We start from the raw sequence: 24,114 nt of genomic DNA, 5'->3' as shown, positions 1-24,114 counted from the left end.
AATTCTAAACCAAAAACTGAAACAAATCTGGTTTGTCATTTAAATAATCGCCGTAAAAGTTCCGTTTTTTCATTTTAGCAATGAGTGGCTCCAAATCGTTGGATGATTTTAATTGCACACCCACCACCGCAGAACCGTTTTCCCGATTAGTTTTTTTAGCATATTGAAAATAGGTGATATCGTCATTCTCTCCTAAAATATCTACCACAAATTCCTTTAAGGCTCCTGCACGCTGCGGAAAATTCACAATAAAATAATGTTTCAGATTCGCATAAAGCAAGGCCCGTTCTTTAATTTCGGGAGTTCGGGTAATATCATTATTGCTTCCGCTAACCACGCAAACTACATTTTTGCCTTTTATTTTTTCAGCATAAAAATCTAGAGCAGCAATACTCAGTGCTCCGGCCGGTTCTACTACAATGGCATCTTTGTTATAAAGTTCGAGAATGGTTTCGCAAACCTTCCCTTCGGGAACAGTAATCACGTCGTCGAGATTCTGTTTACAGATAACAAAGTTTAAATCGCCCACCCGTTTTACCGCTGCGCCGTCAACAAATTTTTCAATATGTTCGAGTTCGATGTTTTGGTTGTTTGCAATGGACGTTTTCATGGATGGCGCCCCTTCTGGTTCAACCCCAATAATTTTTGTGTTGGGCGACAATTCCTTAAACACGGTTGACAACCCAGATGCCAATCCACCACCACCAATAGCGATGAACACATAATCAATCGGCACTTGGGTTTGCTCAATAATTTCCAAACCTATCGTGCCCTGCCCTTCAATCACTCTTTTGTCATCAAAAGGGTGAATAAAGGTTTTACCTTGCTCTTTGCATTCCTTCATGGCCGCCTCACTAGCATCGTCAAAAGTATCGCCCACCAATTTGATCTCAATAAAATCTTCACCAAACATCTTTACCTGTTCCACCTTTTGGTTGGGCGTTGGTGCCGGCATAAAAATTGATCCTTTTATTTTCAACAATTTGCAAGATAGCGCTACACCTTGAGCATGATTGCCCGCACTGGCACATACTACGCCATTTTGCGCTTCTTCTTTTGTTAGCGAACTTATTTTATTGTACGCCCCACGAATTTTATACGAACGTACTTGCTGAAGATCTTCGCGCTTAAAATAAATTTCTGCACCAAATTGTTTTGAATACCTCAAACCTTTACTTAACGGAGTTACCTCCGAAACGTTCTTAATGGTTTCGGCTGCTTTTTTTATGTCTTCCAGTTTTGGAAAATAAGTTTGGCTTTCCATAGCTTTTGATTTTTTTAGTCATAAAAAAAACCTGTTGGACTTTACAAATCCAACAGGTTTTACCATCAAAATTTAGTTTAGTTTAGTCTGTTTTAATGGCTTATACTATTGGTTTCATAGCTGTCATTGAAGCTCTAAGGAACTCACCTACTTTTTCAACAGGGTGATTTCTCAAAGCCTTATTAACCGCTATTAATTTAGCATTGTCAACTGCTTTTCCGTTGTCTTTAGCGTATGCTTTACCAATAACGTCGGTATCGATTTTCTTCATAAAATCGGCCAACAATGGCTTACAAGCATGATCGAACAAGTAGCATCCGTACTCCGCTGTATCAGAAATCACACGGTTCATTTCGAACAATTTCTTTCTAGCAATCGTGTTGGCGATAAGTGGCGTTTCGTGCAATGACTCGTAGTAAGCCGATGCATCGATAATTCCAGAATCTACCATAGCTTCAAAAGCTAATTCTACACCTGCTTTTACAAAAGCGACCATCAACACACCGTTATCGTAGTACTCTTGCTCTGTAATTTCTGCATCTCCAGCAGGCGTTTTTTCGAAAGCAGTTTCTCCGGTAGCAGCTCTCCAATCCAATAATTTCTTATCGTCGTTAGCCCAATCTTCCATCATGCCTTTAGAGAACTCCCCTTCAATAATATCGTCCATGTGCTTTTGGAACAACGGACGCATAATATCCTTCAACTCTTCAGCTAATTCAAAAGCTTTGATTTTTGCAGGGTTACTCAAACGGTCCATCATGTTGGTTACACCACCGTACTTCAATCCTTCAGTAATGGTTTCCCATCCGTATTGGATTAATTTTGAAGCATAGCCAGGCTCGATACCTTTTTCAACCATTTTGTCGAAACAAAGGATAGAACCAGTTTGCAACAATCCACAAAGAATGGTTTGCTCACCCATTAAATCAGACTTCACCTCAGCAATAAAAGACGATGCCAAAACACCCGCTCTATCACCACCAGTAGCTACGGCATAAGCTTTAGCTTGCGCCCAACCTTTTCCTTCTGGATCGTTTTCTTCGTGTACCGCAATTAAGGTTGGTACACCAAAACCTCTTTTATATTCTTCGCGAACCTCAGAACCTGGCGACTTAGGCGCTACCATGATTACGGTAAGGTCTTCACGAATTTGCATTCCTTCCTCAACAATATTAAATCCATGGGAATAAGCCAAAGTAGCTCCTTTTTTCATTAAAGGCATTACCGCGTTTACCACATTAGTATGCTGCTTGTCTGGCGTAAGGTTAAGCACCAAATCGGCCGTTGGAATCAATTCTTGGTAAGTACCAACTGTAAAACCGTTTTCGGTTGCATTAACGTAAGAAGCACGCTTTTCTGAAATAGCAGCATCGCGCAATGCATAAGAAATATCCAATCCAGAATCCCTCATGTTCAACCCTTGGTTTAACCCTTGGGCACCGCATCCTACTATTACAATTTTCTTTCCTTTTAATGCATTTACTCCATCTGAAAACTCAGAAGTATCCATGAATCTACACTTCGATAATTGATCTAGTTTGTCTCTTAACGACAGTGTGTTAAAATAATTTCCCATTTTAATTTTAATTGTTATTATTCTATTATTGGTTATTGAATGCCTTAAGCAATTCGGTTACTTTCATTTCATCTTTGGTTACCGCAATTCGGCCCGAGCGCACAAACTGCATGATACCGAATACGTTCAAATCGCGACGCAGTGCTTCAATTTCGTGGCGCCTGCCCGATTTTTCAAGAACGAAAAACTCGCGGTTTACGGTAACGATTCTGGTATCGCTCTCTTTAATTATATTTTGAATTTGAGGTTCGTCAAACAACAAACTCGACTTGATCTTAAACATACACGACTCGGTAAAGATAGTCTCTTCATCGGTATGGTAATAAGCCTTAATCGTTTCTACCTGCTTTTCTATTTGCTTAACGATTTTTTTAGCATGGCTTTCGGTAATATTCACTACAATAACAAAACGGTTTACGCCATCAATTTCAGACTGCGAGGTGGTTAAGCTTTCAATGTTAATGTGTCTCCTTTGAAATATAGCCGAAATACGGTTCAACAAACCAATGTTGTTTTCGGTATAAACGGATATGGTGAGTGTTTTTATGTCTTCGTTCATTTTTAAAAAAGATGAAAGAGAAAAGATGAAAGAGAAAAGACGTTTAAATCTTGCTTTAAAGCTCTTGCACCATCTCTAGTTTCTATATTCTTTTATCTGTTTTCTTATTTTCCAATTAACTTAATCTTACATCAGAAACCGATGCTCCCGTAGGTATCATTGGAAATACGTTATCTTCTTTCTCTACACAAACCTCAAGGAAGTACGACTCTTTTGAAGCCATCATTTCCTTAACGGCATCGGCCAATTCCTCTCGCTTGGTAACGCGTTTTGCTTTGATGTAATAGCCCTCGGCAATCGCCACAAAATTAGGGTTGGTCATTTCGGTGGAAGCATAACGCTTATCGAAAAATAACTGCTGCCATTGGCGTACCATTCCTAAAAATTCGTTGTTAAGCACTACAATCTTAACCGCTGCTTTGGTTTGGAAAATGGTACCCAATTCCTGAATGTTCATTTGATAACCTCCGTCGCCAATAATAGCAACCACCTCTCGCTCTGGCGCTGCCATTTTAGCTCCGATAGCAGCAGGAAGCGCAAAGCCCATGGTACCCAAACCACCTGAAGTAATGTTACTTTTAGTCACGTTAAAATCGGCATAACGACACGCAATCATTTGGTGCTGCCCCACATCTGAAACAATAGCTGCCTGCCCCTTACTTTCTATGTTGATTTGCTTAAGCACCTCACCCATAGTCAAGCCTTCTTTGGTCGGCTCCAAATCGTCTTTAATGACTTTTTCAAACTCAATTTTGTATAGATCTTTAAACTCCTGCAACCACGCCTCGTGACTGTTTTCATTTAAAGCCTCCAACAACATCGCCAAGCTCTCTTTCGAGTTTCCTAAAACGGCCACATCGGTTTTTACGTTTTTATCTATTTCGGCCGGGTCGATATCAAAATGAACCACTTTGGCCTGCTTGGCATAGGTTGCCAAATTCCCCGTTACACGGTCATCGAAACGCATACCAATAGCAATAAGCACATCGCATTCGTTGGTTAATTTGTTAGGCGCATAGTTACCATGCATCCCCACCATACCCACGTTTAATGGGTGTGATGTTGGCAATGCCGATGCCCCTAAAATAGTCCATGCCGCTGGCACACCAGATTTTTCGATAACAGCTTTCAGTTCGGCTTCAGCCTCTCCCAAAATAACACCTTGCCCCCAAACAATCATGGGTTTTTTGGCATTATTGATTAATTCAGCTGCGGCTTTAACAGCTTCAGGACTGGTTTTTGGAACCGGCTTATAACTGCGAACTCCAGTACATTTTTCATATTTAAAATCCAATTCAGACACCTGTGCATTCTTGGTAATATCTACCAATACCGGTCCCGGTCTTCCGCTTTTAGCGATATAAAAGGCCTTGGCCAAAGCTGCAGGAATATCGGCTGCATTGGTTACTTGGCAATTCCATTTGGTTACTGGTGTTGAAATACCCACAATGTCGGTTTCCTGAAACGCATCACTTCCCAATAAATGCGAAGCCACCTGCCCCGTAATACACACCAACGGCGTGGAGTCGATTTGCGCATCAGCAATTCCGGTAACTAAATTGGTTGCACCTGGCCCTGATGTTGCCATGGCCACCCCCACCTTTCCCGAAATACGCGCATAACCTTGCGCTGCATGTGCCGCACCTTGCTCGTGACGCGTTAATACGTGATGAATTTGATCTTGAAATTTATATAACTCGTCGTAAACAGGCATAATAGCTCCACCCGGATAACCATATAAAATATCCACACCTTCTGCTATCAAGCTTTTTATAACGGCTTCGGCGCCTGTAATACGTTCTACTTTATTTGCCACTTCTTTTGTTTTTTCTGCGGTTTGTGTTTTCATAGTCACACTTTATTGAGATTCCCGCTTCCGCGGAAATGAAAAAAATCAATTTTTACGCATCGGTAACACATCCTTTTGATGCTGATGCTACCGATTTAGCGTATTTGTATAAAATACCTTTTTTATGTTTAAGCTCTGGCGCTTTCCATTCGGCTTTTCTTTTGGCCATTTCTTCATCTGAAATCAACACATTAATGGAGTTGTCCTCGGCACTGATTCTAATTTTATCACCAGTTTTCACTAAGCCAATAGTCCCTCCGGTTTGCGCTTCTGGCGTGATGTGCCCCACTACAAATCCGTGCGTACCACCAGAGAAACGTCCGTCGGTTATCAAGGCCACCGATTTACCTAAACCAGCTCCCATAATCAACGAGGTTGGTTTTAGCATTTCTGGCATACCGGGACCACCTTTTGGGCCGACGTACCTGATGACGACCACATCACCACGTTGTACTTCACCATTCGAAATCCCTGTATTCGCTGCTTGTTCACCATCGTAAACCACGGCTTTACCTTCAAACACCAATCCTTCCTTTCCAGAAATTTTTGCCACAGCACCTTCGCTGGCCAAGTTTCCGTAAAGGATTTGTAGGTTTCCAGAAGTCTTCAATGCTTTATCGGTTGGATAAATCACATCTTGGCTATCTTCTTCAAACTCCAAAGGCTCTACATCCGCCAAGTTTTCAGCTAAGGTTTTACCCGTAACCGTCATACAATCACCGTGCAAATAGCCATTATCCAAAAGATATTTCATCACGGCCGGTGTTCCACCAATACCGTGAACATCTTCCATTAAATATTTTCCGCTAGGCTTTAAATCGGCAATAAGCGGTGTTCTGTCGCTTACACGCTGAAAATCCTCTAAAGTAAATTCAATATCGGCCGCATGGGCAATGGCCAAAAAGTGCAATACCGCGTTGGTCGACCCGCCTAAAGCATTCACTAAAGCGATGGCATTTTCAATGGATTTTTTTGAAATGATATCCAAAGGTTTCAAATCCAATTCCAACAGCTTTTTAATAGCAATCGCATGGCGCTCGGCTTCCGATAATTTATTTGGGTTTTCAGCTGGAATAGACGAGTTATAAGGCAAAGCAAAGCCCATACACTCTATAGCCGACGCCATGGTGTTGGCGGTATACATTCCACCGCAAGCACCAGCCCCAGGAATGGCTCTTTTAATAATTTCGCGGTATTCGTCTTCGTCAATCTCACCCGCTACTTTTTGTCCCAAAGCTTCAAAAGCCGAAACAATATTTAATTTTTTTCCATTATAATTTCCAGAAGCAATCGTTCCGCCGTACATCATAATTGAAGGACGGTTTAAACGCAACATAGCAATAACGGCACCCGGCATATTTTTATCGCAACCTACAATAGAAATCAACGCATCGTAACTTTGTGCATTCATTACGGTTTCAATAGAATCGGCAATAATATCTCGCGACGCCAACGAGTAGTTCATCCCAGAAGTACCCATAGAAATACCGTCACTCACTCCAATAGTGTTAAAGCCTAAACCTACTAAATTGGCAATCTTACACTCTATTTTCACCTCATCCTTTAGCCTATTTAAATGCATGTTACATGGGTTGCCATCGTAACCTGTACTAGCTATCCCTACTTGGGCCTTGTTCATATCTTCATCCGTTAAACCAACGGCATACAACATGGCCTGCGAAGCGGGCTGCGATTCATCCTGAGTTAACCTTCTACTATATTTATTAAGTTCCTTCATTTTTATTATGAATAATTCTTATTTTAATCGTGAATTAGTGATATATTCTAAAATTTTTAAGGGTTTTTCAAAAATTTCAACAAAACCCACTTAAACAGTTTTCGAAATTAATTTATTGCTGCTTTATCTTACCCCCGTATTGTATTTACAGGTTAAATCCACAACACAGAAAACAAACTCAAACAACTGTTTGTCAGGTGTTTAACGCAATATTTTTATGATGCCCAAAATGAAAAAAAATTGCATTAAAAAAGCCCTCACATTTGGGAAGGCTTTAATTTATATTTTCGTTTAATTAAACCAGCCCTACTTTCGATGCGCAATAACGACACCGACTGTAGAAATGACCATATTTAAAACGTGTTTTCTCATTTTTGGAAGTACAAATATTTACAAATAAAATGTAACAGCCAATTTTTTGAAAAGAAATCCTTAAAATTGAATGTTTACTTTTCTTCATAACACGTCGTTTTCGTCATGCTGAACTCGATTCAGCATCCCATGTTGCCAATAAACCTTCATTTTATAATTAAATTCTGAAATAACACTTCGACTCCGCTCAGTGTGACAACTTTGAGTTAAGTACCAATTTTAGGAGTTTTTACAACTCACAACGGCCAAATCCACCCAAACAAACATCGCTTCACCTTTTAAGAAAAATTTTAACAACGGTTTTACTTAATTTTTATACTTTTGCCCAATCAAAAAAACAGAGGAAAGATTTGACTGATTGCAACCTCTTTCAGATTCGATAATTTCGAAGATGAGATGCCGTATCAAGTACGGCATGAAAAATGCTAAAGGCAGTGCGAACTTCCTTCGACGTTTTCCGTCAAATCTTGCAATAAAATACAATATTATGGCTTATTTATTCACTTCGGAAAGTGTTTCTGAAGGGCATCCAGACAAAATAGCAGACCAAATTAGCGATGCGTTAATCGATAACTTTTTAGCTTTCGATACCGACTCGAAAGTAGCCTGCGAAACCTTGGTAACCACAGGGCAGGTAGTACTTGCTGGAGAGGTAAAATCGACCACCTATTTAGATGTTCAAAAAATTGCGAGGGATACCATTAACAGTATTGGCTACACCAAAGGCGAATATATGTTTGATGGCAATTCGTGCGGGGTATTTTCGGCCATCCACGAGCAATCGGAAGACATTAACCAAGGGGTAGATCGCGGTAGCAAGGAAGAACAAGGTGCCGGCGACCAAGGGATGATGTTTGGTTACGCCACCAACGAAACCGAAAATTACATGCCTTTGGCTTTAGATTTGTCACATAGGATTTTAAAGGAACTTTCGGCGTTGCGTCGCGAAAATAAGGACATCACCTATTTACGTCCCGATAGCAAAAGCCAGGTAACCATTGAATATAGTGATGATAACGTACCACAGCGCATCGATGCGATTGTGGTGTCTACACAACACGACGATTTTGCCGATGATGAGACCATGTTGGCAAAAATCAGAAAAGATATTGTGGAGATTTTAATTCCGCGTGTGGTTGCCAAGTTACCCGAAGGCATTCAAAAGTTATTCAACAGCGATATAAAATACCACATCAACCCCACGGGGAAATTCGTAATTGGCGGTCCGCATGGCGATACCGGGTTAACCGGACGTAAAATTATTGTGGATACTTACGGCGGAAAAGGGGCCCACGGTGGGGGTGCATTCTCTGGAAAAGACCCGAGTAAAGTAGATAGAAGTGCCGCTTACGCTACGCGCCACATTGCCAAAAACTTGGTGGCTGCCGGTGTGGCCGATGAAGTTTTGGTTCAAGTAAGTTACGCTATTGGCGTGGTAGAGCCTATGGGAATTTTTATCGACACTTACGGCACCAGCAAAGTGGATTTGAGCAATGGCGATATTGCCAAAAAAGTATCTGAAATTTTCGATATGCGTCCGTTTGCTATTGAGGAGCGTTTAAAACTGCGTTCACCTATGTACAGCGAAACCGCTGCTTACGGCCACATGGGGCGCACAAACGAAACCGTCTCCAAAACCTTTTCGCAACCTAATGGCGAAAGCATCACTTTGGATGTGGAACTGTTTACTTGGGAAAAACTGGATTACGTTGATACCATTAAAAAAGCATTTGGGCTCTAAATCCCAATGCTCATAAAGTTTAAGAGGCGGTTTAAAAAGTAAGGTCGTCATTCCGAGGAGCGACTACAAAAGCGAGGTTGAAATCTTTAAAATTCTAGTCTCTGATAATGAGATTACAACGTCACACCTCCCCCATTACGTTAATTTATTACTTTTAAAAACCGCCTCTTCATTATATAATTCTAATTTCGTAATGTTTTTTAACTACTGCCGGAACAAATAGAATGGAGCTAAACGCAATTGGTTTTAGCCAATTGTTAGCACAGATTTGACAAAAATTGTGAGACAAAATTTACAATCTGAACTAAGACCACATCTTGAGAATGACGAAAATCTATTGGGGACTGGTAAACCGAAAAGTAGAATTATATTCAGACAAGCAGACATATTTTTAATCCCTTTTAGTGTTCTATGGTGCGGATTTGCAATTTTTTGGGTAATAATGGCTTCCCAAGCTGGAATATTTGCTTTGTTTGGAATTCCGTTTGTAATTGTCGGACTGATTTTTGTTTTCGGCAGATTCATAATTGACTCTAAACAACGTGAAAATACTACTTACGGACTGACAGAAAATAGAATAATAATCAAATCTGGAATTACATCTAAAAAAGTAAAATCTCTAAACATTAAAACTTTGTCTGATATTGAATATTCTGAAAAGAATGATGGGAGTGGAACTATTTCCTTTGGACCAAAGAACCCAATTATGATTTGGGGAAATGGAATGAATTGGTGGCCTGGTGTGAAAGTAAATCCACAGTTGGATTTGATACCTAATGTTAGAAAAGTTTACAGCCAAAAATTGAATTACAAAGAAAATAAAAACGTGTGCTAACACCGTCTATAGTTCATTAATTCTAACTTTCCTTTCGGAAAGTCCTCGCAAATTTGCTATCTTCGGTTTACGGCGGAAAATCCTCGCGGATTTTCACGCAACGGAAACATAACGAGACCTGTGTGCGTCATTTTTACCCGTCCTGAATAAAGGCTACATAATTTTAAAGTTAAAAAAAATTAACCATATTTGACATTAGAGTTCTTTAATAAAGGAAGAGCTATGTTAGAAAATATAAAAGTTCAAATCGACCATAAAATTAATAATGAACTACCAATTAATATTAAAAAACATTAGTCGGTTTATAGATTTAAACACAGAAGAACAAGCTTTATACACCTCGTTGTTGACAGAGAAAAAACTCAAGAAAAAAGAGTTTTTACTAAGACAAGGAGAAATTGCACGGTATGATTATTTTACCACCAAAGGCTGCCTAAAAATCTATAAAATAGACGATAGTGGTTCTGAACACATATCTATGTTTGCTATTAAAGATTGGTGGTCTGGAGATATGGCAAGTTTCTTAACCCAAAAACCAGGGAATTATTTTATACAAGCACTTGAAGATTCTGAAGTGCTATTAATGTCAAAAGAAAATTTTGATTTACTGTTTGAAAAAATACCAAAATTTGAGCGTTTTTATAGAATCTTATATCAAAGGTCCTTGGTGTCATACATCCAACAATCTGACCAGAACATTTCATTAAACGCCGAAGAGCGTTTTCATAATTTTATAAAAAAATATCCAACTTTAATTCATCGAATTTCTCAAAAAAACATTGCTGCATACTTAGGGGTTACTCCAGAATTTTTGAGTGTATTGCGAAAAAAAATGGCCTCGATGTAATTTTCTTAATGTACATTATTTTTCTCTACTACAAGTAGCATGTTCTTTGTAGGATGAAAAAAACAAATGCTATTTTAATGCTCTTTCTTTTGATTTTTAGTCAAAAGATATGCGCCCAAATCGCACAATTAGAATTTGCTTCTGGAATTGCGAAAACCGATTTTACTTCTTTCTCAATTCGACCAATAGACGATAAGAAAATATTTTCCATAGCAACTTTGGCTTTTTTTCAAAAGTATCATGAAAAAGAAAATGAAGTTTTTGATGAGCTGGGTGTGCAAACAACTGCGCTTTGGAATTTTAGTAAATCCTTTGCTATAGGTCCTTCTCTATATTATAATAGTGTTGCAGGTTTTTCTGAAAGAATCTCTGTATTCTTTTCTACAAAAACAAAACGTTTTTCGATAGCTGCTATTCCTTCTATCGCTCATATGGAGTTAACTAATTTTATTAATGGAGAGTTGTTCCTTCAAATGCAATTTCTTCAACCTTTAAAAAACGATTGGAACACATTATTTAGTGTTCTAATGCTTACCCACTGGGATAAATTTTCAACACACGCAAGAAGTTTTCAGCAAGTAAGAACAGGACTTTCCTTGAAGTCAACACAATTTGGTTTAGCTGTTGATTTTGACCAATACGGCAAAACACCAATTACAAAAACCTCGATAGGGCTTTTTGTTAGAAAAATATTCATTAACAAATAAACATAAAAATGATACGTAAAATTTTAAAAACAAATGAAAATTGGGGGCAATTAATTTCTCGTTTAACACTAGGTTTAGTCTTATTTCCTCATGGTGCACAAAAAATGTTGGGGCTATTTGGCGGGTATGGATATACCGCAACTATGGATGCTTTAACCCATCAAATGCAACTTCCATCAATCATAGCCTTTTTGGTTATCATAATAGAGTTTTTTGGGGCAATTTTCTTAATCCTAGGTTGTGCTACCAGAGTTTGGTCATTAGCTATAGTATTTTTATTCATAGGGATCATTTTTACAGCACAATTTGAGCATGGATTTTTTATGAATTGGTTTGGTGCTCAAAAAGGAGAAGGCTATGAATACTCGCTCCTAATTATTGGATTAGCAATTACTGCGGTAATAAATGGTGCCGGTAAACTTTCAGTAGACAATCAAATTTTAAAATACTTAAACAAAAAATAAGATGAAAAAAATAATAGCATTAGGAGGAAGTAATAGTAAAAACTCCATAAATAAGACGCTGGCTATTCATGCGGCTAACAAAATTGAAAATGCAGAGGTAAACAGTATAGATTTAAATGATTTTGAATTACCGCTTTATGGAATTGATTACGAAACGGCACATGGAATTCCTGAGAATGCAGTAAAACTAAGTAAACAAATAGAAAGTGTAGATGGGTTAGTTATAGCATTAGCAGAACATAATGGTTCTTACACGGTCGCTTTCAAAAACGCCCTAGACTGGATGTCCAGAATTGATATCAAAGTATGGAAAGATAAACCCATATTGCTTTTGGCAACTTCTCCAGGTGCTAGAGGTGGAACCATTGTTTTAGAATCTGCCAAAACCTATTTTCCGTTTTTAGGAGGTAATGTAATTGAAGTTTTTTCATTACCTAACTTCTATGATACTTTTTTAGAAAATCAAATTACTAATATCGAATTAAAACTAGAATTGATTGATAAAATCCATTTATTTGAAAAAGTTTTGAATGATAAATAGGATAGCGATAATCAAAAACTATATTTCATGAATTTAAGAACTATATTCCACTTCCTTTTCGTCCTATTAGCTATAAGTACTATGATAATGTCAGCTTCATGCACCTCAAAAAAAGCAAAACCTGTGTATTGTTTATTCGAAAACGTAAAAATTACAGATTCTGTAAAATTTGATACGTATAAGAAAAGCGTGTCCACTATTGTAGAGAAATTTGGTGGAAAATACATTGTTGCAGGAAAACCAAAAACCCTAGAAGGCCAATGGAAACCCAAATCTTTGGTAATGATTAAATTTCCTAGTTTAGAACAGGCTAATGAATGGTACGATTCTAAAGATTATAAAACATTAAAAGCGCTAAGGCATTCATCAGGTGAATTTAATGCTGTAATAATGGAATCTTATTAATTCTAAAACAAAATATAAATTGGCAGCTATGAGATTAAACGCTGGAATATTGACTACAAAACTCTCAGAAACAAAGGCATTTTATAAGGAGAACTTAGAGTTTAAAATCAAATTTGAAAATGAATTTTATCTTCTTCTTAAAACACCTAATAGAAAAGATACATTGAGTTTTCTTTTACCAAATCACCCAACTCAACAACCTTTTTTTCATAAACCTTTTCGAGGAGAAGGAATGCACCTAACTATTAAGGCTGACGGTGTTGACAAAATATATGAAAAAATAAAAACCAAGAGAGCTGAAATAAAGGTAGATTTAAGAGACAAACCTTAGGGAGAAAGACATTTTGCCATTGAAACCCCAAATGGAACAGAAATTGGTATAGTTAAATATACTCAACAATTGGAAGATGTATTCATGTTCTAACGCAACAAAAGAAGAATGAAAAGATTTAGATTATTACTAATAATGTTATTCGGAATTTTAATGACACCCGAAATATCAACAGCTTGTTCGGTACTTTATTACATTGATTCAGCAACAGGGAAAATATATGCTGTTAATAGTGAAGATTACTTTTTGGACGTGGATGCGTACATTCAAATTGAACCAAAGTCAAAAAACAAATTTGCAAGATTATGGTACGGATGGGACAAGTTCGCACAAGGAGGCATTAATGAAAAAGGACTCTTTTTTGATGCTGCCGTTACACCTGAACAACAGCGAATCAAAGGATACGAAAACCCAAAAAACAACTTGGGAGACAAAATTTTAGCGAATTGCGCAACAGTTGACGAAGCATTGAAATTTTTGGAAAGTGAGAAAATAGCGTTGAACAATAGTCATATGATGTTCGGAGATAAAACGGGAAAAGCAGTTGTAGTTGAATGGGTAGATGGTAAAAGAAAACTTCATTGGATTAAGGATAACAAATTGATTATGACCAATTATCTCTTGTCTGAACCAGAAGCAGGCAATTATCCTTGCCATCGCTATGAGAGCATTGAAAACAGGATTTCGGAACTTGAAGACCATGGAGACGAAATCAACCTTTTAAAAGTTGGGAATACTTTCGGACAAGCCGGACAACCAGCAAGAGAACTTGAGAACGGAAGAAGTGGAGGAACAGTTTATACCTCATTTATTGATATTACAGACAACAAATTTTTTCTATCCTATAAATTGAGTAATAAAAACATAATACAACTTGATTTAAACAAGGAGTTTACCAAATCAAAACGGCAAAAAATTAAACTTAAGGAATAACAACAAACTGCCAACAATGGTAACGTTGCACAAGTCCATAATTTCGTAAAAACTTGAAATAAAAATGCCCATTTTAGGGCGTTTTTGTTTTTAAAATCCCATATCAAAAACTACAAAGCAACAAATCACTATCCAAAAAAATCACTAAATTTAGTTCCGAAAAATACGGCACATTATTTGTTGCTTTACCGCTATGAAAAACAAAATCCTTCTCCTACTTATTATCGTTCCGTTTATCGGGTTTGCGCAAGCCAATAAATTATTGAGGCAGGCCAAACGCAGCAACAATTCCAACGAAAAAATAGAACTCCTTACCCAAGCCATAGCTTTAGACCCCAAAAACTGGGACGCTTATTTTTACCGTGCCTTGGCCAAAAACGATATGGGCGATTACGGCGGCGCTATTGTCGATTACTCAAAAATCATCGTGGAAGCCCCCGATGCCGACACCTATTACAACCGGGGCAACTCCCGATTTAGCATAAAGGATTTTACCGGAGCCAAGGAAGACTATGCCAAAGCCTATATGTTGGACGACAGTTTTATTGACGCCCTGTATAGCTTGGCTTGCGTAAAGTTTGAGTTGGGCGAATACGAGGAAGCGATTAAGGATTTTAACACCGTGATTAAAAAAGTGCCCAACCAGCCCAACACTTACATACTTCGTGCTGCGGCCTACCGCGCTTTGGAAAACTACGAAAAAGCAGCCCAAGATTATAGTACGGCGATTTATATTGAACCTTCGGCCGATGCCTTTTACAACCGTGGAGCATTTTATATGGACATTAAATATTACCAACAGGCCAACGACGACCTGAACAAAGCCATCCGTTTAAACAGCAACCACGCTTTTGCTTATTTTTACCGTGGGGCTTCGCATTTAATGTTGGGAAAATTTACGGATGCCATTTCAGATTTTAAAAAAGCCATCGCCTTTGATGCCAACGATTTTGATGCCCACTTGGGCTTGGCCATTTCGTACTACAAATTAAAAGATGTTGAGAATGCCAAAACGAATTTTAAGCGTGCCAACGACATTCTTTCCATTCCGCAGGATGTTAATACCATTGAACCTTATAGCAATACGTATTGGTTTCAAAACCAATATTATTATTTCAGTAACAATATTGGGCTGATTGCTAAATTATAAACTTTCTGAACGGAAACTTTAATTTAGGGAACACTCTCGTGTCATTGCAAGCGGATACAGCCTGCACTGAGCGCAGTCGAAGTGTGGCAATCTCATAAATCAAAGCATTAATTCAACAGATTCCCTCGCTATCGCACAACAAAAGCTTACCCTTTATATTTCAAAGGCAAATGCACCACTTTTTTGGTTTCAAAAAAATCTTCGGTATAAAAATCGCTTAAATTGTAAATGGTCGTGGTGCGGTAATCTTGAAGTTCTTCGGTTAAATCGCCTCCTTTTAAATACAGAATACCATTTTTAAGTTCGTGGCGTTGTTCTTTGGCTATTTTACCCTTTACCCAACGTACAAAAGTGGGCATGGCCGCCACGGCACGGCTCACAATAAAATCGTATTGCCCGTCGGTATCCTCTACTCTACTGTGTGTGGTTTTTACATTGGTAAGCCCTAGCCCATCAACCACCTCATCGACCACCTTCAGTTTTTTGGCGATGCTATCCACTAAATGGAACGAACATTCGGGGTACAAAATGGCCAGCGGCACACCGGGAAATCCGCCACCGGTGCCTACATCCAATATTTTTGAACCCGATTTAAAGCTTAATACCTTGGCAATGCCCAGTGAGTGCAGCACGTGCCTTAAGTACAGTTCGTCAATATCTTTACGCGATACCACGTTTATTTTTAAATTCCAATCTTGGTAAAGCAATTCCAACTTTTTAAACTGCTCAATCTGCTTTTCGGTAAGATTTGGAAAATACTTTAAAATAAGGTCCATCGATGTTAAATTTTCAACAAAAATATGGTTTTTAAATACATATTTTTACAAAAATTCGTTACAACTTAATTGGGTTTATACCTATCTTTGCCCTCCGGGTATGATCAATCAAATTAAAAAAATTAATCATATTAAAAAGCCAGCATGACAAAACAAGCACTTTCATTTTCAAGAACTGACTCTGCTAAATTTTTCAGAACACTAAACAAAAGGGTAAACGCTTATTTTAAGGAAAACCAAATAAAGCGTACGGGAAATTGGAAAATTTGGGTAAAAACCATCGTGATGTTCTCCCTGTTTTTAACACCTTATTTCTTGTTATTGACCTTAAACCTGCCAGGTTGGGCCCAATTGCTTTTAACCATTGTTATGGGCGTGGGCATGGCCGGCGTGGGCATGAACGTGATGCACGATGGCAACCACGGTTCGTTTTCAAATAAAGAATGGGTTAATCGTTTAATGGGAAGCAGTATTTACATCCTTGCCGGAAATGTTTACAACTGGAAAGTACAGCACAACGTACTGCACCACACCTACACTAACGTACACGGCCATGATGAAGATTTGGATGCTGGACGAATCCTGCGTTTCACAAAACATTCTGAATGGAAATGGTACCACCGTTTTCAACATTATTATTCCATTTTACTGTACGGACTATTGACCATCAACTGGGCAATTACTACCGATTGGCAACAAATGCGCCGTTATATGAAACGCAAGTTGTCTTACGGAAAATTCCCAAATCCAGTTTGGAATTGGAGCAAATTGGTCATTTCAAAAATTATTTATGTGAGCATTTGGATTGTTATCCCCATGCTGATTTTAGATATTGCTTGGTGGAAAATTTTAATCGGCTTTTTCGTAATGCACTATACTGCTGGTTTAATTTTGAGTGTGGTATTCCAATTGGCGCACGTTATGAACGAGGCTGAAATGCCGCTACCCGAAAAAGATGGCACCATGAAAAACACTTGGGCCATTCATCAATTGAAAACCACCATCAATTTCAGTACAAAAAACAAGATTGTAAACTGGTTTACCGGCGGATTAAACCACCAAGTGGAGCATCATATTTTTCCGCACATCAGCCATGTGCACTACACCAAAATCTCTAAAATTGTTAGAGAAACGGCTAAAGAATTTAATTTACCCTATAACGAATATAAAACAACCCGCAGCGCCATCATTTCCCACTTTAAATATTTAAGGGAAATGGGAAGAAAACCGGCTCTGCAATTCTAATCACAAATTTATTTAACTAAATTTCATGCAATTACTATCTGATAGAATTTTAAACATGGCCACTTCTGCTACGTTGGCCATGGCAGCCAAAGCAAGAGAATTAAGAGGCGAAGGCAAAGATATTATTGGTTTAAGCCTTGGTGAGCCAGACTTTAACACCCCCGATTTTATTAAAGAGGCCGCTATTCAAGCCATTAACGACAATTACAATTCGTATTCGCCCGTTGATGGTTACGCCGACTTAAAAGAGGCTATCATCACCAAGTTTAAGCGCGACAACAACCTTACTTACACACCATCGCAAGTGGTGGTTTCAACGGGTGCAAAACAATCGTTGTTCAACGTTGCCGGAGTGATGATTAACGATGGCGACGAGGTGATTTTACCTTGTCCTTACTGGGTAAGCTACGCAGATATCGTGAAATTATTCGGAGGTGTTCCTGTGGAAGTTAAAACCACTATCGCTACCGATTTTAAAATGACTGCCGAGCAATTGGAAGCAGCCATTACCCCTAAAACCAAAATGATGTGGTTCAGTTCACCTTGTAACCCAAGTGGTTCGGTGTACAGCAAAGACGAATTGAAAGCATTGGTTGATGTTTTAGCAAAATACCCAGACATTTATGTGGTTTCGGATGAAATTTACGAACACATCAACTACGGAGAAGGCCATACCAGTATTGCCGAATTCGAAGACATGTACGACCGTACTATTACCGTAAACGGTGTATCGAAAGCGTTTGCTATGACGGGATGGCGTATTGGGTACATTGGTGCTCCAGAAAAAATAGCTCGTGCCTGCAACAAATTGCAAGGTCAGGCTACTAGTGGTGCCAACTGTATCGCTCAACGTGCCGTTATCACTGCTTGTACCGAATCGCCCGAAAAGGTAAAATACATGATCGACGAGTTTAAGCAACGTCGCGATTTAATCTTAGATTTATTGAACGACATTGAAGGCTTTAAGTGCAACGTGCCCGATGGTGCTTTTTATGTGTTCCCTAACGTAACACACTTCTTCGGAAAAACATTAAAAGGCAAGAAAATAAACAATGCTTCAGATTTTTCATTGTTCCTATTGGAAGAAGCCCTTGTAGCTACCGTTACCGGTGAAGCTTTTGGAAACCCAGATTGTATCAGGATTTCTTATGCCGCTTCAAACGAGCAAATTATCGAAGCTATGAAACGTATTAAAGAAGCCGTGAGCTAATTTAATCGAGCCTATAAATTTAAAAAGCCTGTAAGATTCCTTGAATTTGACAGGTTTTTTTTGTTTACCATCTGACTGCTTTAGAATGGTTCAAACCATTCGTTAAAACAATTGATGCTATCCAAGTGATTGACGGGTTCAATTTTCTCCGATTTGGTATTGGCACGCCAAGCTTTAAAAATGGTTTTTATTTTTAAGCTATCCGTTTTCTTTGCTAATACGATTAGATTTTCGTCGTTTTTGTTATTAATTTGACAATATCCAATTGTAACAAATTTAGAATCACCTTCTCTCGGTATCACCAAAGTATCCAAAACATTATATTCTCTTTCTAAAGAAGCCCCCCTTTCAACTCTGTTAAACAAGATTAAATTTTGATTTCGGTTTTGTAAATGCAAAATACCGTGCTTTGCACCCACATAATCACCATAAATTACCGTATCACTTATTTTCCCGTAATTTGATAGATGTTCAACATGCTTCAGTTCCGAAAAAGTTTTACCGATAATCGAGTGATTTTTTTTATTGCTTTTTTCTGTGCAATTGAATAAAAATAATAGAGCAAAGAAATAGAATACTTGTTTCATGAGTCTCGTTTGAATAGCTTACAATTGCTGAAACAAAAATCATTCCATTAGCACCAGAAAAACGTTTGGTTACTTTTTACATAAAATACAAAAGCACAGCAATTATAACTGAAAGTATTATAGCAACAAATAAAATCTGTTTTCTTTTTATTGCTCTATTTTCCTGTAAAATCCTATCCTTTAACTTTTTCAATTCATAAGAACTTAGAGTTTCAGCTTTAGTTTCATACTTCTTCTTTTTAGAAACCGATAATGTATTTGAACCATTTCGTTTTGAAAGCTGATTCAAATTATTTCTAATTGAAGTAATCGCGGATTGCACAACACCAAAGCTCATAATTACTGAAGATTTAAATTCAATATATCAGTATAAAAACCAACTAAAAAGTTACAGTATACCCTGATGTTCTAGGCTAGGAAAACACATTCACCTCCTAAAAAGTAAATTTCAAAATAGGATAAATGCTTAAATGCAGGTGATAACAATCTATAAAAAAACTACCTATTCCGCCAAAAGAAAGGCGTAAACAAAATAAGAACGGTAAAGAGTTCCAAACGGCCAATAAGCATTAAAAAGGACGCCCACCATTGCCCCAAACCAGGCAAGGCTGCGTAATTGTTTACCGGGCCAAAATCGCCCAAAGCGGGCCCCACATTACCAAGTGTGGATGCTGCTAAACCAATGGCCGACTTAAAATCAAGACCAAACATGGAAAACACCAATGCCCCAATAATAAAGGAGAGCATGTACAAAATGAAAAAACCTAATATGTTGAATACAATATCGCCCGAAATGGCTCTTTTATTGTAGCGAACAGGCAAAATCGCGCTAGGGTGCAACGTGCGTTTAAACTCCAAAAAACCATTTTTGATGAGTATGAGGTGGCGCACAACTTTAACGCCTCCCGAAGTACTACCAGCCGAACCGCCCAAAAACATGAGTCCGAAGAAAAACACCACCAAAAATGGTGTCCACATTGTGTAATCGGCCGTAACAAAACCCGTTGTGGTTATTACGGAAAGCACTTGAAACAACCCGTGCCTAAACGCACTTTCGGCCTCGCCCCAAACCATAGGATGGTCTATGGAAGATACCGAAACATCAGCCCTAAAATAAATAAGCACCGAAGCGATTAAGGTAAAAATGGCTATAAACTTAAAATACAATTTGAACTCTTCATCCTTCAATACTTTTTGCACTTTTCCTTTAAAAGCAAAATAACTCAAAACGAAATTGGTCCCCGCCAAAAACATAAATAAAATGATGATGTACTGGATTACGGGGTCTCCATTCCAATAGGCCACACTGGCATTTTTAGTTGAAAACCCACCCGTGGAAAGCGTACACAGCGCATGGTTAATGGCATCAAAAAACGACATGCCTGCCAAACTAAGCAACAAGGTTTCTGCTGCGGTATATCCAAAATAAATAAGCCACAAACGTTTGGCCGTATCGGTTATTCTGGGGTGTAATTTATCGGCACTCGGCCCAGGGGCTTCAGCTGCGAAAAGCTGCATCCCTCCAATACCCAGTAAAGGCAAAATGGCAATCGCTAAAACGATAATTCCCATACCTCCAATCCAATGGGTTAAACTCCTCCAAAACAAAACGCCTTTGGGCACGGCTTCAATATCGTTTAAAATAGAGGCTCCCGTAGTGGTGTACCCTGACATGGTTTCGAAAAACGCACCAGTAAAATTCGATATACTATCGGTTAAAACATAAGGCACAGCTCCAGAGAGCGACATGATAATCCAACCAAAACTCACCACGATATAACCTTCACGTTTATTGATTTCCTTACGGTGTTTTCGGGTAACCAGCATAGCAATCCCACCTATAAGCGATATGCTTGCCCCAGACAAAAACAACTCTAAGGTAACCCCGTCGTTATACACAAAACTGATGAGTGCCGACAGCAACATGAACCCACCATTGAAAAGCAATAGCAGCCCGAGAATATGAAAAATAATTTGATAGTTAAGTTTCATGTTTAGCGGAATAATCGTTCAACGCCTTTTATAGACTGCAATAAACTGCACACTACAATGCGGTCGCCCTCACGGATTTTAAAGTCGCCCAAGGCAATGATTCCCTCTCCATTTCTAACCACACCACCAATAATGGCCGACCTCGGGAAGTCAATATTTTTAATGTATTTATTACAAATGGCTGAAGTCGATTTTACTTCAAACTCCAACAATTCGGCATTCATATTGTTCAGTTTGGTCATCGCCACAACTTCCCCTTTTCTAATATATCTAAAAATGGTGTTGGCAGCGAGCAGCTTTTTATTGATCAAGGTTTCAATACCCACCGAATGCGACAGTTCAAAATAATCCATGTTTTCCACCAAAGCCACGGTCTTTTTAACCTCTTTGGATTTGGCCACCAAACAGGACATGATATTGGTTTCTGAATTATCTCCAACAGCAATAAAGGCGTCCATATCGGAAATATTCTCTTCCTCAAGCACATCAACGTTTTTCCCATCGCTATTGATTACCAATACGTTGGGCAATTCATCAGCAATATCAAAAGCGCGCTCTCGGTTGGCTTCAAACAGTTTTACGTTAAATCCCTTTTTCGATAAATCACGAGCTGTTTTAAAACCAATTTGGGTACCGCCCAAAATCATCACATTTTTTATATCGCGGTTGGCTTTACCAGTTAAGCGGCATAAATCTTCAGCCCCACCTTCATTGGTAATAAACACTACACTATCGCCTCTTTTAAATACCGTATCACCTCTGGGAATAAGCGTGTACTGGGTACCAAAACGCTGAATGGCAATAGGCACAAAATGAATTTCTGGAAATATTCGGGCCGCTTCCTTTACCGTCTTACCCACGAAGGATGCCGACCTGGAAAGCGTTAGCCCCACCATGGTTAATGCACCGTTTTCGAACTCGTAGGTATCATTGAACGACGATTGTTTTAACGATAATTCAATCTCAGCAGCCGCCAACGACTCCGGAGAAATCAACTCATCGATACCAAATTCGGTAAATCCAATTTCTTCTTTATGCCGGATAAATTCGGTATTCGAAATTCTAGCAATGGTTTTTTGCGACCCCAACTGCTTGGCCAAAACGCAAACGGTAATATTGGTAGTTTCACTGGATGTTACGGCAATAAAAAGATCTGAAGACTCCACGCGGGCGTCTTTCAATACCGCTATTGAAGTGGCGTCACCACGTATAACCTTAATATCTAAATGCGTATCGGCGTAAACTAAACTATCTTTATCTGGGTCTATTAAAGTAATCTCTTGAGATTCGTAAGACAACAGTTTTGCTAAATGAAACCCAACTTCACCAGCTCCGGCAATAATAATTTTCATTATCTATTAATCATAAAAAGTAGCACAAATATACTATAAATTAGATATAAGCGTGTTAATTAGGCGTTTTATAATAATCGACCACATATTATTTTATGCATGGCTAAAAGTTTATATTTGCTGAAAAATTTTTCAGATTTGTCAAAAGTAAAGCCCTATAAAAACAGCGATTTAGGTAAAAAGGAACAGGTTACCAAAATGTTCGACACCATTTCTGGCGATTACGATGGTTTAAACCGGGTTATTTCGTTCGGAATAGATATTAAATGGCGCAAGAAAGTTGTAAACATGGTTGGCGAAACCGAACCCGAAACCATTTTGGATATCGCTACCGGAACTGGTGATTTGGCTATTAATCTCGCTGAAACCAATGCTACAAAAATTATAGGGTTAGACATTAGTTCGGGCATGCTGGCAATAGGAAAGGAAAAAGTAAAAAAGAAAGGCTTGGACTCTAAAATAGAAATGGTTTTGGGCGACAGCGAAAACATGCCTTTTGAAGACAATACCTTTGATGCTATTACCGTGGCTTTTGGAGTGCGTAATTTCGAAACTTTAGAAAACGGATTAAAAGAAATTTTAAGAGTATTGAAACCCGGTGGTACTTTTGTAATTTTAGAAACCTCGGTACCAACAAAAACTCCATACAAACAAGGGTACGCCTTTTACACTAAAAATATTTTACCATTAATTGGCAAAGCGTTTTCAAAAGACCGAAGTGCCTACCGCTACTTAAGCGAATCGGCCTCTGTTTTTCCTTACGGTGAAGCTTTGAACAATATTTTACGCAAAATTGGGTTTATAAATGTTGAAGATTTTCCACAAACTTTTGGTGTGGCCACAATCTATAAATCATCGAAAAAATAACATGAAGCATATTTTTGCATTAATCGCTTTTTTATTCATCACCCAAACCTCTAGTGCGCAACTATTTAAAAAAGAAAAAGTGACTTACGATGCCAACCAAGGGCGCGGAAGCACCGATAATAACCTTTTGCGCTGGGGCTATTTTTTAGGCTTTAGCACTTACGATTTCAATTTTGATTACAACACCGATTTACGAGATATTTACGTAAAACGAAGCCCCGGTTTTAACGTGGGCTTAATTGGAAACTTACGTGTAAACAGTTTTATCGATTTACGTTTGGAACCCGGCCTGCTTATCACCACACGGGAGCTATACTATAGCCAGGAATATTTTGAAGGCGTGCCTGATGTAAAATCGTCCGATTTAATTCGCGAGGTAAAATCCACTTACATTCATGTGCCGCTATTGGTTAAAATTTCAACCAAGCGCATCAATAATTTCAAGCCATTTATTGTTGGCGGGTTTTCAACAGCATTGAACCTTTCAAGTAACGAAAACAACCCCGAAGACAATAGCAACGGGCAGTTTAGAACCACAAAAAATTCTATTTTTTATGAATTGGGCTTTGGTATCGATTTTTATCTGTACAATTTTAAATTTACCCCTTCCATCCGTGGATTATTCGGCATTAACGACGAATTGGTAAGAGATGTAGACCCCAACAGCCCATGGACCAGCAATGTGGCCAGCATGAAAACACGTGGCGTGTTTATTAATTTTACTTTTCAATAAAGATAGCTTTCAGTCGCAGTTAAAGTTTTCAAACTCCACC

The 24,114-nt window shown here is 38.5% G+C and carries 24 protein-coding genes; 14 read left to right on the top strand and 10 right to left on the bottom strand.

Features of this window, described 5'->3' with window-relative positions; translation table 11 throughout:
• Window positions 1–4: 4 nt before the first annotated feature.
• The 5 genes from ilvA to ilvD form a co-directional block, all read right to left on the bottom strand.
• The gene (gene ilvA / locus ABI125_04645; protein ID XCF07144.1) at window positions 5–1,264 is read right to left on the bottom strand and encodes a threonine ammonia-lyase IlvA; all 1,260 of its coding nucleotides are present in this window, start codon (window positions 1,262–1,264) and stop codon (window positions 5–7) included.
• Between the two features lie 100 nt (window positions 1,265–1,364).
• Complete coding sequence (gene ilvC / locus ABI125_04640) at window positions 1,365–2,840, bottom strand: ketol-acid reductoisomerase (protein XCF07143.1); 1,476 nt, start codon at window positions 2,838–2,840, stop codon at window positions 1,365–1,367.
• Window positions 2,841–2,865: 25 nt separating this feature from the next.
• Complete coding sequence (gene ilvN / locus ABI125_04635; GenBank protein XCF07142.1) at window positions 2,866–3,399, bottom strand: acetolactate synthase small subunit; 534 nt, start codon at window positions 3,397–3,399, stop codon at window positions 2,866–2,868.
• Between the two features lie 115 nt (window positions 3,400–3,514).
• Window positions 3,515–5,248, bottom strand: coding sequence for a biosynthetic-type acetolactate synthase large subunit (ilvB, locus tag ABI125_04630; GenBank protein ID XCF07141.1), 1,734 nt, complete (start codon window positions 5,246–5,248; stop codon window positions 3,515–3,517).
• A gap of 52 nt (window positions 5,249–5,300) precedes the next feature.
• Window positions 5,301–6,986 carry a dihydroxy-acid dehydratase gene (gene ilvD / locus ABI125_04625; GenBank protein XCF07140.1) on the bottom strand — a complete coding sequence of 562 codons (1,686 nt, stop codon included), beginning with the start codon at window positions 6,984–6,986 and terminating at the stop codon, window positions 5,301–5,303.
• A gap of 859 nt (window positions 6,987–7,845) precedes the next feature.
• On the opposite strand from ilvD, the gene metK reads away from it, so the two are divergent.
• From metK to ABI125_04575, 10 genes are all read left to right on the top strand, one after another.
• Window positions 7,846–9,099 (top strand): methionine adenosyltransferase, encoded by a 1,254-nt coding sequence (metK, locus tag ABI125_04620; GenBank protein XCF07139.1) that lies wholly within the window; start codon window positions 7,846–7,848, stop codon window positions 9,097–9,099.
• 280 nt (window positions 9,100–9,379) lie between these two features.
• Window positions 9,380–9,934, top strand: a complete 555-nt coding sequence (locus ABI125_04615; GenBank protein ID XCF07138.1) for a PH domain-containing protein — start codon at window positions 9,380–9,382, stop codon at window positions 9,932–9,934.
• 346 nt (window positions 9,935–10,280) lie between these two features.
• The gene (locus tag ABI125_04610; protein ID XCF07137.1) at window positions 10,281–10,781 is read left to right on the top strand and encodes a Crp/Fnr family transcriptional regulator; all 501 of its coding nucleotides are present in this window, start codon (window positions 10,281–10,283) and stop codon (window positions 10,779–10,781) included.
• Window positions 10,782–10,834: 53 nt separating this feature from the next.
• Entirely contained in the window at window positions 10,835–11,488 is a 654-nt protein-coding gene (locus ABI125_04605) for a hypothetical protein (GenBank protein XCF07136.1), read from the top strand.
• An 8-nt stretch (window positions 11,489–11,496) separates the two neighbouring features.
• Entirely contained in the window at window positions 11,497–11,952 is a 456-nt protein-coding gene (locus tag ABI125_04600) for a DoxX family protein (protein ID XCF07135.1), read from the top strand.
• Window position 11,953: 1 nt separating this feature from the next.
• A complete protein-coding gene (locus ABI125_04595; protein ID XCF07134.1) occupies window positions 11,954–12,493 on the top strand; it encodes an NAD(P)H-dependent oxidoreductase in 540 nt (179 codons plus the stop codon).
• A gap of 87 nt (window positions 12,494–12,580) precedes the next feature.
• The gene (locus ABI125_04590) at window positions 12,581–12,898 is read left to right on the top strand and encodes a DUF1330 domain-containing protein (protein XCF07133.1); all 318 of its coding nucleotides are present in this window, start codon (window positions 12,581–12,583) and stop codon (window positions 12,896–12,898) included.
• Window positions 12,899–12,926: 28 nt separating this feature from the next.
• A complete protein-coding gene (locus ABI125_04585; protein XCF07132.1) occupies window positions 12,927–13,229 on the top strand; it encodes a VOC family protein in 303 nt (100 codons plus the stop codon).
• 108 nt (window positions 13,230–13,337) lie between these two features.
• Window positions 13,338–14,162: a carcinine hydrolase/isopenicillin-N N-acyltransferase family protein gene (locus ABI125_04580; GenBank protein XCF07131.1), complete on the top strand. Its 825-nt coding sequence runs from the start codon at window positions 13,338–13,340 to the stop codon at window positions 14,160–14,162.
• Window positions 14,163–14,355: 193 nt separating this feature from the next.
• Complete coding sequence (locus ABI125_04575; protein XCF07130.1) at window positions 14,356–15,312, top strand: tetratricopeptide repeat protein; 957 nt, start codon at window positions 14,356–14,358, stop codon at window positions 15,310–15,312.
• Between the two features lie 146 nt (window positions 15,313–15,458).
• Here ABI125_04575 and rsmG read toward each other — a convergent pair whose 3' ends face one another.
• Window positions 15,459–16,088 (bottom strand): 16S rRNA (guanine(527)-N(7))-methyltransferase RsmG, encoded by a 630-nt coding sequence (gene rsmG, locus ABI125_04570; GenBank protein XCF07129.1) that lies wholly within the window; start codon window positions 16,086–16,088, stop codon window positions 15,459–15,461.
• Window positions 16,089–16,232: 144 nt separating this feature from the next.
• Here rsmG and ABI125_04565 point away from each other — a divergent pair, with 144 nt between their 5' ends.
• The gene (locus ABI125_04565) at window positions 16,233–17,333 is read left to right on the top strand and encodes an acyl-CoA desaturase (protein XCF07128.1); all 1,101 of its coding nucleotides are present in this window, start codon (window positions 16,233–16,235) and stop codon (window positions 17,331–17,333) included.
• A 25-nt stretch (window positions 17,334–17,358) separates the two neighbouring features.
• A complete protein-coding gene (locus ABI125_04560) occupies window positions 17,359–18,543 on the top strand; it encodes a pyridoxal phosphate-dependent aminotransferase (protein ID XCF07127.1) in 1,185 nt (394 codons plus the stop codon).
• Window positions 18,544–18,623: 80 nt separating this feature from the next.
• On the opposite strand, the gene ABI125_04555 is transcribed toward ABI125_04560, so the two are convergent.
• From ABI125_04555 to trkA, 4 genes are all read right to left on the bottom strand, one after another.
• On the bottom strand, window positions 18,624–19,130 hold the full coding sequence (locus ABI125_04555) for a hypothetical protein (protein XCF07126.1): 507 nt from the start codon (window positions 19,128–19,130) through the stop codon (window positions 18,624–18,626).
• A gap of 76 nt (window positions 19,131–19,206) precedes the next feature.
• Complete coding sequence (locus ABI125_04550) at window positions 19,207–19,467, bottom strand: hypothetical protein (protein ID XCF07125.1); 261 nt, start codon at window positions 19,465–19,467, stop codon at window positions 19,207–19,209.
• 161 nt (window positions 19,468–19,628) lie between these two features.
• Entirely contained in the window at window positions 19,629–21,122 is a 1,494-nt protein-coding gene (locus ABI125_04545) for a TrkH family potassium uptake protein (protein ID XCF07124.1), read from the bottom strand.
• Between the two features lie 2 nt (window positions 21,123–21,124).
• Window positions 21,125–22,474: a Trk system potassium transporter TrkA gene (trkA, locus tag ABI125_04540; protein XCF07123.1), complete on the bottom strand. Its 1,350-nt coding sequence runs from the start codon at window positions 22,472–22,474 to the stop codon at window positions 21,125–21,127.
• A gap of 198 nt (window positions 22,475–22,672) precedes the next feature.
• On the opposite strand from trkA, the gene ubiE reads away from it, so the two are divergent.
• Window positions 22,673–23,341 (top strand): bifunctional demethylmenaquinone methyltransferase/2-methoxy-6-polyprenyl-1,4-benzoquinol methylase UbiE, encoded by a 669-nt coding sequence (gene ubiE, locus ABI125_04535; GenBank protein ID XCF07877.1) that lies wholly within the window; start codon window positions 22,673–22,675, stop codon window positions 23,339–23,341.
• A gap of 1 nt (window position 23,342) precedes the next feature.
• On the top strand, window positions 23,343–24,074 hold the full coding sequence (locus tag ABI125_04530; protein ID XCF07122.1) for a porin family protein: 732 nt from the start codon (window positions 23,343–23,345) through the stop codon (window positions 24,072–24,074).
• Window positions 24,075–24,114 lie beyond the last annotated feature (40 nt).

It is taken from the genome of Tamlana crocina (genome assembly GCA_040429635.1).
Taxonomy (GTDB): domain Bacteria; phylum Bacteroidota; class Bacteroidia; order Flavobacteriales; family Flavobacteriaceae; genus Flavisericum; species Flavisericum crocinum.
This window is presented reverse-complemented; position numbering and strand designations above follow the sequence as displayed.

Coding starts and splice junctions, on each gene's coding strand:
- ilvA (XCF07144.1), bottom strand. CDS start 1,264: ATGGAAAGCCAAACTTATTTTCCAAAACTGGAAGACATAAAAAAAGCA.
- ilvC (XCF07143.1), bottom strand. CDS start 2,840: ATGGGAAATTATTTTAACACACTGTCGTTAAGAGACAAACTAGATCAA.
- ilvN (XCF07142.1), bottom strand. CDS start 3,399: ATGAACGAAGACATAAAAACACTCACCATATCCGTTTATACCGAAAAC.
- ilvB (XCF07141.1), bottom strand. CDS start 5,248: ATGAAAACACAAACCGCAGAAAAAACAAAAGAAGTGGCAAATAAAGTA.
- ilvD (XCF07140.1), bottom strand. CDS start 6,986: ATGAAGGAACTTAATAAATATAGTAGAAGGTTAACTCAGGATGAATCG.
- metK (XCF07139.1), top strand. CDS start 7,846: ATGGCTTATTTATTCACTTCGGAAAGTGTTTCTGAAGGGCATCCAGAC.
- ABI125_04605 (XCF07136.1), top strand. CDS start 10,835: ATGAAAAAAACAAATGCTATTTTAATGCTCTTTCTTTTGATTTTTAGT.
- ABI125_04600 (XCF07135.1), top strand. CDS start 11,497: ATGATACGTAAAATTTTAAAAACAAATGAAAATTGGGGGCAATTAATT.
- ABI125_04595 (XCF07134.1), top strand. CDS start 11,954: ATGAAAAAAATAATAGCATTAGGAGGAAGTAATAGTAAAAACTCCATA.
- ABI125_04590 (XCF07133.1), top strand. CDS start 12,581: ATGTCAGCTTCATGCACCTCAAAAAAAGCAAAACCTGTGTATTGTTTA.
- ABI125_04585 (XCF07132.1), top strand. CDS start 12,927: ATGAGATTAAACGCTGGAATATTGACTACAAAACTCTCAGAAACAAAG.
- ABI125_04580 (XCF07131.1), top strand. CDS start 13,338: ATGAAAAGATTTAGATTATTACTAATAATGTTATTCGGAATTTTAATG.
- ABI125_04575 (XCF07130.1), top strand. CDS start 14,356: ATGAAAAACAAAATCCTTCTCCTACTTATTATCGTTCCGTTTATCGGG.
- rsmG (XCF07129.1), bottom strand. CDS start 16,088: ATGGACCTTATTTTAAAGTATTTTCCAAATCTTACCGAAAAGCAGATT.
- ABI125_04565 (XCF07128.1), top strand. CDS start 16,233: ATGACAAAACAAGCACTTTCATTTTCAAGAACTGACTCTGCTAAATTT.
- ABI125_04560 (XCF07127.1), top strand. CDS start 17,359: ATGCAATTACTATCTGATAGAATTTTAAACATGGCCACTTCTGCTACG.
- ABI125_04555 (XCF07126.1), bottom strand. CDS start 19,130: ATGAAACAAGTATTCTATTTCTTTGCTCTATTATTTTTATTCAATTGC.
- ABI125_04550 (XCF07125.1), bottom strand. CDS start 19,467: ATGAGCTTTGGTGTTGTGCAATCCGCGATTACTTCAATTAGAAATAAT.
- ABI125_04545 (XCF07124.1), bottom strand. CDS start 21,122: ATGAAACTTAACTATCAAATTATTTTTCATATTCTCGGGCTGCTATTG.
- trkA (XCF07123.1), bottom strand. CDS start 22,474: ATGAAAATTATTATTGCCGGAGCTGGTGAAGTTGGGTTTCATTTAGCA.
- ubiE (XCF07877.1), top strand. CDS start 22,673: ATGTTCGACACCATTTCTGGCGATTACGATGGTTTAAACCGGGTTATT.
- ABI125_04530 (XCF07122.1), top strand. CDS start 23,343: ATGAAGCATATTTTTGCATTAATCGCTTTTTTATTCATCACCCAAACC.